This window comes from Roseateles sp. (genome assembly GCF_036404855.1).
Lineage (GTDB): Bacteria > Pseudomonadota > Gammaproteobacteria > Burkholderiales > Burkholderiaceae_C > Pelomonas.
Genome location: NZ_DASWYS010000330.1, coordinates 1 through 5,490 on the forward strand (window position 1 = coordinate 1; position 5,490 = coordinate 5,490).

General features: G+C 69.5%; 5 protein-coding genes and 1 pseudogene. All 6 read left to right on the forward strand.

Annotated features, from left to right (window positions below; translation table 11 throughout):
• Positions 1-1,117, forward strand: a 1,117-nt coding sequence (gene fliF, locus VGF12_RS22155; RefSeq protein WP_331178219.1) for a flagellar basal-body MS-ring/collar protein FliF, incomplete at its 5' end; no start/stop codon positions are given.
• Positions 1,118-1,129: 12 nt separating this feature from the next.
• The gene (gene fliG, locus VGF12_RS22160; RefSeq protein WP_331178220.1) at positions 1,130-2,125 is read left to right on the forward strand and encodes a flagellar motor switch protein FliG; all 996 of its coding nucleotides are present in this window, start codon (positions 1,130-1,132) and stop codon (positions 2,123-2,125) included.
• Between the two features lie 3 nt (positions 2,126-2,128).
• Positions 2,129-2,902 (forward strand): FliH/SctL family protein, encoded by a 774-nt coding sequence (locus tag VGF12_RS22165; RefSeq protein ID WP_331178221.1) that lies wholly within the window; start codon positions 2,129-2,131, stop codon positions 2,900-2,902.
• A complete protein-coding gene (fliI, locus tag VGF12_RS22170) occupies positions 2,899-4,326 on the forward strand; it encodes a flagellar protein export ATPase FliI (RefSeq protein ID WP_331178222.1) in 1,428 nt (475 codons plus the stop codon). The genes VGF12_RS22165 and fliI overlap by 4 nt, the downstream gene beginning before the upstream one ends.
• 71 nt (positions 4,327-4,397) lie before the next feature.
• A complete protein-coding gene (fliJ, locus tag VGF12_RS22175) occupies positions 4,398-4,853 on the forward strand; it encodes a flagellar export protein FliJ (protein ID WP_331178223.1) in 456 nt (151 codons plus the stop codon).
• Positions 4,854-4,862: 9 nt separating this feature from the next.
• A pseudogene (locus VGF12_RS22180) lies at positions 4,863-5,490 on the forward strand (hypothetical protein); the annotation flags it as partial.

Sequence of the window (5,490 nt, forward strand, 5' to 3'; positions counted from 1 at the left end):
CCTGCGCGGCGGCCGCAGCCTCGACCGCGCCCAGATCGCCGGCATCGTGCACCTGGTCTCCGCCTCGGTGCCCGAGCTCTCGCCCAAGGCCGTCAGCGTGCTGGACCAGACCGGCGCCCTGCTCTCCCAGACCGGCGCCGACCCCGCCACCGGCCTGGACGGTCAGCAACTGCAGTACAAGCAACAGATCGAGGCCAGCTACAACAAGCGCATCTTCGAACTGCTGGAGCCGGTGGTCGGCCGCGACAACCTGCGCTCCACCGTCACCGCCGACGTGGACTTCTCGCAGACCGAGGCCACCGCCGAGGAATACCGCCCCAACCAGGGCCCCAACACCCAGGCCTCCGTGCGCTCCAGCCAGAGCAACGAGAGCAACAACTCCAACGCCGGCATGCCCACCGGTGTGCCGGGTGCTGCCACCAACCAGCCGCCGGTCCCTGCCACGGCGCCAATCAACGGCGCCAGCGCGCCGCTGCAGGCCGCGCAAGGCGGCGTCGGCAGCAACAACAGCCGCCGCGAGCAGACCACCAACTACGAGCTGGACAAGACCGTGCGTGTCACGCGCGGCGCCGTTGGCAACGTCAAGCGCCTGAACGCGGCCATCGTCGTCAATCACCGCTCGGTGACCGACGCCAAGGGCAAGACCACCCAGCAGCCAGTGCCGGCCGAGGAAGTCACGCGACTGACGGACCTGGTCAAGGAAGCCATGGGCTTCAACGCCGAGCGCGGCGATTCCGTCAAGGTCATCAGCGCACCCTTCATCGTCGACAAGACCGAGCCCGTCGACACCCCGTTCTGGAAGCAGCCCTGGGTGCTGGACATCGCTCGCAGCGCCGTCGTTCCGCTGGCTTTCGTCGCCATCGCGTTGATCGCCGTCTTCGGCATGATCCGCCCCGCCATCAAGGCCGCCGCCGCGCCGCCGCCGGCCGAGGAGAAGCCCGAAACGGTGGACGAGGTCGTCGATGATGCCGAACTCCTGCCGGGTGCCGACGGCATGCCCAGGCTTGAAGCGCCGCTGCACAACGAAAAACTCGACCGCGCCCGCACCATGGCCCGCGAGAATCCGGTCGCGGTCGCCAATATCGTGCGCGACTGGATGGAAGGCCAGGCGGCCTGAGAATGACGCACCATGGACGATAAGGGCACCGAGAGCGCTGCAATCCTGCTGATGTCGCTGGGCGAAGAAGAAGCCAGCGAGGTCTTCAAGCACCTGACACCCAAGGAGGTGCAGGCGCTGGGCGAGACCATTGCCAAGCTCAAGGTCATCAAGCGTGCTCAGGTCGAAGAAGTACTGGACAAGTTCGATGCCGTCGCCGACACCCACAGTACCCTCGTCACGGACACCGACGAATACGTGCGTGCCGTGCTGCGCAAGGCGCTGGGCGAGGACAAGGCCAACCTGCTGCTGGAGCGCATCCTGCAGGGCGGCGACGTGTCGTCCATCGAAAGCCTGAAGTGGATGGACGCCAGCTCGGTGGCCGAGCTGTTGCGCAACGAGCACCCGCAGATCATCGCGGCCATCCTGGCCCACTTGGACTTCGACCAGACCAGCTCCGTGCTCAAGCTCTTCCCCGAGCGGGGCCGCAATGAGGTGCTGATCCGCATCGCCACGCTGGATGGCATCCAGCCCACCGCGCTGAAGGACCTCAACGAGGTCATGAGCCAGATCCTGGCTGGCGGCGAGCGCATGAAGAAGAGCTCGCTGGGCGGCGCCAAGACGGCCGCAGAGATCATCAACATGATGGGTTCCAGCGTCGAGGCCTCGGTGCTGGACTACATCCGCGAAGCCGATTCAGACCTCGCCCAGAAGATCATGGACAACATGTTCACGTTCGATGACGTGAACAAGATCGACGACCGCGGCATCCAGGCCATGCTCAAGGAAGTGCAGAGCGAAAGCCTCATCGTCGCCCTCAAGGGCGCCAGCGTCGACCTGCGCGAGAAGATCTTCCGCAACATGTCCACCCGCGCCGCCGAGGCGCTGCGGGAGGATCTGGAAAGCCGCGGCCCGGTGCGACTGTCCGAGGTCGAGGCCGAGCAGAAGGAAATGCTCAAGATCGTGCGCCGCCTCGTGGACGAAGGGCAGATCGCCCTCGCCGGCGGTGGTGACGACCAGTTCGTCTAGCGCATGGCCACGCGACAACCGCCCCGCCAAGTACCGCCGCCGGAGCGTCGTGAGGGCGATCGCCGCGGCAGCTATGCCCGGTTCATCCCCGGCGAAGAAGTCCAGGGCGCCAAGGCCTGGAATCTGGACAACCTCGGCGGTACCGCGCCTTCGCCCTTCGCGCCGATGCGCCCAGGCGCCCAGGCGTCCTCGCCGCCCCCGACGGCCCCCGCCGAGCCGCCCCCGCCCCCCGAACCCAGCGCGCAGGAGCAACTGCACGCGGCTCGCCAGGGGGGCTACCAGGACGGCTACCGCGATGGCATGGCCGCGCTGGACGCCTTCAAGCAGAGCTTCGCCCAGCAGATGAGCAAGCAGATCGGCGTGCTCGTGCACGGTTTTGATACTGAAATGCGCGCGCTGGAGGACGAAATGGCTGGAGCCGTCGCCCGCATCGCCGTCGAGCTGGCCCGCCAGGTCGTGCGCAGCGAGCTGGCGCAGCGCCCCGAGCTGGTGGCCCGCGTCGCCCACGACGCGGTCGAGGCCCTGCAGCTGACGGCCCGCCACGTGCGAGTGCGTGTCCACCCGGACGATTTCCCCCTCGTGCAGGAGGGCGCCGGCCAGGAGTTGCAGGCTCGCGAAGCCCAATTGATCCCCGACGCCGAGGTGGCGCGTGGCGGCGTCAAGGTCGACGCCGACATTGCCAGCGTCGATGCGACCATCGCGACCCGCTGGCAGCAGGCCATCGCCAGCATAGGCCAGCAGTCCATCTGGCAGGACCGCCGCCAGGACGAGGAATGAGCACGCCGCGCACGGACCGCTGGCAGCGGTACCTGGCCGACCTGGAGACCCTCGCCGGCAACGTCTCGCCGCTGGAGTCCCAGGGCAAGCTGGTGCGCGTGGCCGGCCTGGTGCTGGAGGCCACGGGCATCAAGGTACCGCTGGGCTCGGTTTGCCGCATCCAGATGCCCAGCAGCGGCAACAGCCCGCGGCGCGGTGCCGCGCCGGTGAACGCGGAGGTCGTCGGCTTCTCTGGCGACCGCGCCTACCTGATGCCGACCGACGAGGTGCAGGGCCTGTCCAGCGGAGCCACCGTCATGCCCCGCCACCTCCCGCCACTGGCACCCCAGCTGGGCCAACCGCTGCACCCCTGGCGCCGCGGCGAGGACCGCGGCCTGCACCTGCCCATGGGCGACGGCCTGCTGGGCCGTGTCGTCGATCCCCACGGCCACCCGCTGGACCGCAGCGGCGACCTGGTCAACATCCACAACGAGCCGATGGTGCGGCGCCCCATCAACGCGATGGACCGCGACCCGGTGCGCACGCCGCTGGACACCGGCGTTCGGGCGATCAACGCAATGCTGACCGTCGGCCGTGGTCAGCGCCTCGGGCTGTTCGCAGGCACAGGCGTCGGCAAGTCGGTGCTGCTGGGCATGATGGCCCGCTACACCCAGGCCGACGTCATCGTCGTCGGGCTCATCGGCGAACGCGGGCGCGAGGTCAAGGAATTCATCGAGGACATCCTCGGCGAGCAGGGCCTGCGCCGAAGCGTCGTTGTCGCAGCGCCGGCCGACGCGCCGCCGCTGATGCGCATGCAAGGCGCCCACTACGCCACGGCCATTGCAGAGTATTTCCGCGACCAGGGCCGCCACGTACTGCTGCTGATGGACTCGCTGACCCGATACGCCATGGCACAACGTGAAATCGCGCTCGCCATCGGCGAGCCGCCCGCCACCAAGGGCTATCCGCCCAGTTGCTTCGCCAAACTCCCCCAGCTGGTGGAGCGCAGCGGCAACGGCCTGCCGGGCGAGGGCTCCATCACCGCCTTCTACACGGTGCTGACCGAGGGCGACGACCCGCAGGACCCCATCGCCGACGCCGCGCGTGGCATCCTGGATGGTCACATCGTGCTGAGCCGGGAACTGGCCGAAGCCGGCCACTACCCCGCCATCGACATCGAGCGCTCGATTTCCCGGGTGATGAGCAGTGTTGCACCCCAAAACCAGGTCGATTCTGCGCGTCGATTCCGCCAACTTCTGGCGAAATACAACAAGGCCCGCGACCTCATCCAGCTTGGCGCCTATGCCCCGGGCAGCGACCCCGAGCTGGACTTGGCCGTGCGCCTGCATGCCGACATGACGCGGCTGCTGCAGCAAGACATGCACAGCCCGGCACTTCTTCACGCCAGCGTCAGCCAATTGCAGGCCGTGGTCCAGGGCGCCTAAACCTTGGGGCGGTGCCCGCCGATATCGTCTTGGTGCCGGACCGCTGTTCCGTCGCCGCGCTGGAGTTTTAAATGAGTGCATCCGCCAACGACACCCTGGGCCTGCTGCTGGAACGTGCAGAAGGCGAGCGCGACGCCGCCGCCCAGGCCCTGCATGCTGCCAGCGCCCAGGCCACGGCGGCTCGCGCTCAACATGGCGAGCTGTCCGGCTACCGCCAGGACTACCAGCAGCGTTGGACGCAGAGCTTCGCCCAGGGCACGACGATGAGCATCGTTGGCTGCTACCGCAGCTTCGGCCAGCGCCTGGACCAGGCCGTGGACACCCAGGGCCATGTCGCCCAGCACGCCGACCAGCGCCAGGAGCGAGCCCGCGAGGCCCTGCGGCAGGCCGAACTGCGCGTCGCGGCCCTGCGCCAGCTGATTGCCCGGCGCCAGGCCGAGGCCGACAAGGTCACCCAGCGCCGTGAGCAGCGCACCAGCGACGAGTTCGCCGCCCGCGCCCACCTGCGCCGCACGGCCCACGCCTGAGGAGGCCCCATGCTCGGCAGCGCCCAATACGTCACACCCAAGCCGGCCGCCCTGCCGCCCGCCGCGCCTCCCGCCCAACCGGGCTCGGGTTCAGCCGGCGGTCCCAGCTTCGCCCACTTCCTCAACGACCAGCCAGACCCCCAGCCCGCCCACGTCGACCCCGTGCCCACTCCCCCTGACACGGCCAGGGAGGCCACGGCCGCCGCCAACGCTGCGCAGGCCCGCCGCAAAGAGGGCAACGCCCCGTCCGCCAAGCCCGCCGCGCCTGCCCAGGGTCGCACGCCCGAGCCCGCGACCGCCTCGGCCAAGCCGGCCGAGGACGCCAAGGTCAGCGATGACGCCAGCGACGCCTCCGACACGGCAGACGATGCCGACCAGGACACCCAGACCTCGGGTCTGAACGAGTTCACGCAGCTCATTGGCCTGACCGCTCCGGCGCAACCGGCCGTGCAGACGCCGGCCGCCGCGCCCGACTCCGATGCCAGGCACCCCGCCAAGGGCACCCGTGCCGGCCGCGTGACCGAAGAAACCGGCGCCGACGAGGCCGCCCGCGACGCCGTTGCGGCTACGCCGGCCGAACGCCGCCCCGTCGAGGCCGCCACGCGCGCCGCCGACACGTCGCGGGCCAAGGGGGTCG

Excerpts from the sequence above, each read along its gene's own strand:
- fliG (WP_331178220.1), top strand. The coding sequence starts at position 1,130 with ATGGACGATAAGGGCACCGAGAGCGCTGCAATCCTGCTGATGTCGCTG.
- VGF12_RS22165 (WP_331178221.1), top strand. The coding sequence starts at position 2,129 with ATGGCCACGCGACAACCGCCCCGCCAAGTACCGCCGCCGGAGCGTCGT.
- fliI (WP_331178222.1), top strand. The coding sequence starts at position 2,899 with ATGAGCACGCCGCGCACGGACCGCTGGCAGCGGTACCTGGCCGACCTG.
- fliJ (WP_331178223.1), top strand. The coding sequence starts at position 4,398 with ATGAGTGCATCCGCCAACGACACCCTGGGCCTGCTGCTGGAACGTGCA.